This is a genomic window from Roseovarius tibetensis (assembly GCF_050896375.1).
GTDB lineage: Bacteria > Pseudomonadota > Alphaproteobacteria > Rhodobacterales > Rhodobacteraceae > Roseovarius > Roseovarius tibetensis.
On record NZ_JBPBBB010000102.1, the window covers coordinates 1 to 2,753 of the forward strand.

The 2,753-nt window shown below is 56.9% G+C and carries 2 protein-coding genes and 1 pseudogene; all 3 read right to left on the reverse strand.

Features of this window, described 5'->3' with window-relative positions; all coding sequences use genetic code 11:
- Positions 1 to 77 precede the first annotated feature (77 nt).
- Positions 78 to 410, reverse strand: a pseudogene (locus ACROSR_RS20435) (site-specific integrase); the annotation flags it as partial.
- 536 nt (positions 411 to 946) lie between these two features.
- Entirely contained in the window at positions 947 to 1,360 is a 414-nt protein-coding gene (locus ACROSR_RS20440; RefSeq protein ID WP_432687716.1) for a hypothetical protein, read from the reverse strand.
- Between the two features lies 1 nt (position 1,361).
- Complete coding sequence (locus tag ACROSR_RS20445; RefSeq protein ID WP_432687717.1) at positions 1,362 to 2,585, reverse strand: hypothetical protein; 1,224 nt, start codon at positions 2,583 to 2,585, stop codon at positions 1,362 to 1,364.
- Between the last annotated feature and the right edge of the window lie 168 nt (positions 2,586 to 2,753).

The window sequence follows — 2,753 nt, forward strand, 5'->3', positions numbered from 1 at the left end:
GATTTGCCATTTTGCTTTTTGTCATACCCATCATCCTTACTTAAGTTGATGGTCTCCGACAAATCCGGGGCGATTCACTCCATCCAGCGCGCGAGCGACCTGCGCGTGCCTTCGGTGATCTCGAACCGGACCGGGCGCAGGGTCTTGCTCTGGACGATTGAGGCCCGCTCCTTGACCTGGCCCGCCGCATAGACATCCGCCACCTTCAATTTCACCAGGTCACAGCCGCGAAGTTTGCTGTCGATGGCGAGGTTGAACAGGGCGAGGTCGCGGTGGTTCTCAGCGATCTCGAGCCGCACGCGAATGGCCCAGACGTGTTTCGGCATCAGCGGCCGTTTCTGGCCGACCACGCGCCCCTTGTTCCAAGCAGGGCGGCAGGCGCGAATGGCAGGCAGGTTGGCAGTGGACATGTCGGTTCCTCCCATCCGCCACGCCCAGCCACGACACCAACCCGACGTTGGTGTGCCATGATAGCACGGCGAGCCCCGAAGGCGGCGCAGGTTGACCGACGAGCTTTTGTCCTCCACTTCGAGGGCGCGACCGAACTGGCGGAATGCGCAGGGAGCGAGCTTTGCAGAATTTGGCCTGTTTACCGACAGCGGCCATTCGTGGACAGTACGGCGAAAGCCGGTTGGAGCCCGAACTGAACGGTCAGCTTCGTCAAGATGCTGCAGGTGCAGTCGGCAGCTGACAGCCCACAACAGACCTTCAGCCCTTACCTTGCATCTGCGACAGCTGACCTTCACGGCACGGGTTGCGAACTGATAAGGTGCGGACGAAGTGAGCTTTCGCTGCACTCGCCCGAATGTCGACTCTTAACGATGACGGGCTGATCGAACAGGACTGACCGTCGATAGGTTCACTATGTTTATTATCATGCACCTTCGAGCTGATATAGTGGTGGCTAATTGGTGGTGGATTGTCGGTTACGCCGTAAATCGGCCCTTCATGCTCCGCGCTGATGCCCGAAAAGCTCTGCCATCACGATGCCGAAAATACCGCCGAAGGCCAGTTCCACGAACAGGTAGCGTTGGTTGAGCTGGGCCACAGTGATCGTCTCGTCCGCCGAAAACTGCAAGGGCACCGCAAAGAGCGCCCCCACCATCGCCAGCACGATGGCGATGATCACCACCGCAAGCGGCCAGCCGATTGGATCGTCGTTGGTGACGATCCCGCCATTCGCGAAGAACCACATCACGATGGATGAAACATACGCCACAGTCAGCGGGAAAGAGATCTCCTCGATATTCACCGCCGCGCTGGGTGGCGCGAAAAAGAACAGGAAATAGGCTGAGATGCCCAGATGCGCAAACAGGATCAAGAGCCCGATATACATGGAAAATCGCTGTCTGTTCAGCATCTTACTGCCCCAACCTTTCGAGATATTCATCGTAGTAGACATAGACCTGCCGAAACTGCCCGCTACGGTTCTGGCGCAGGAAAAGCCCGCGCTCCTCCAGTTTGAGCACCGCAGCGTAAAAGGCGGTTACGACCTGTTCACCAAAGCTATCGGTCTCGAACAGAAAGGCGAAACCGTCCTTGAGCAACCCAAGGCTCGCGCTATCCGGCCCGTTATCGACGTAATGGCGCTGCGCACAATCGACGAAGCGCTTAAAAAAGACCTTGATGCTCTTTTCCGCCTCGGGCCGGCTCGCGATATCGGACCAGAACGCCTCATCTGCGTTCAACTCCACGAGCATCGCTTGTGACAACTGCATGCAGGGCGCGGGGTTTTGCTGCTCAATAAGGATCGCCTGCGCATTCATCACCTCGTCCAGCACAGCGACCCCCTGTTCGCCAATGATCTGGCGTTGCCGTCCCACCGTGTATTGGGCAAGCGTCGTGCCATCGGGGGCGGCCAGACCACCGATCTTGAGCTCTGCCAGTTGCGACAGAAACCGCAGGTAGAAATCACTATAGGCGTCGATGGAGGCATCTGTTCCGGCAAGGATTTCATAACGTTCGTGCAAGTAGCGCAGAATAAGCCCCACGTCTTCCGCACCACCGCGCTGAAAGAAACCGACGTTGGCGGTAAACTTGTCGAAGATGCGTTGCCATTCGCGGTCTGATGCAACGAAGCCCGCGTCAATCAATGCCCGCACCGCCTGCAAGCTGAAGAGCACGTTTTTTTCATCAAGAAAATTCATGTCCGCCAGATAAATCGGGTAACTCGCCGCCAGGGCATCAAGGCCAATGGGCTGTGCCGCCACTGTCTGCACCATCAAGCGCCGGTCATTCAGGTCCTCTTCGGAAAAGGCGGTCAGCGGGATGCGGTGCAGAATCTCGCCGGATGTATCCGTCACTTCTCCCCAAAAAAAACCGCGCGAAACGCCGTCAGGAAAGTGCAGGTTGTCAAAGCGGAAAATGAACTGCCGGTAGTCGTTGCGCTGGGCGTTCTTCAGCGTGGCGCCGTCTGAGATCGGAACGAAATCATCCGAGGGTCGTTCAAGCGCATACTGCAACCTCGCGTTCAGATCACCGGATGGAAGGCTGCTGCTGGGGATCGTGATGCGCAGGCCGAACGACTCTGCACACAAGATCTGAGCTGACCCGAAAAAGATTAAGAAAGCAAGACAACAACGCATGCGAAGACCAAAAGATGCAATATCAAAAACTTCATAGCATGTGATGCCCGATTCGAGCGAGCCTCAAACAACTATGGCGGTGATCTTTCTCCTAGGCTCTGGACCCATTGATTTCAGGTGCGCTGCGTGATTCACGGCACCGAAAACGGAGCGGTGACATGTCTGATC

Excerpts from the sequence above, each read along its gene's own strand:
- ACROSR_RS20440 (WP_432687716.1), bottom strand. The coding sequence starts at position 1,360 with ATGCTGAACAGACAGCGATTTTCCATGTATATCGGGCTCTTGATCCTG.
- ACROSR_RS20445 (WP_432687717.1), bottom strand. The coding sequence starts at position 2,585 with ATGCGTTGTTGTCTTGCTTTCTTAATCTTTTTCGGGTCAGCTCAGATC.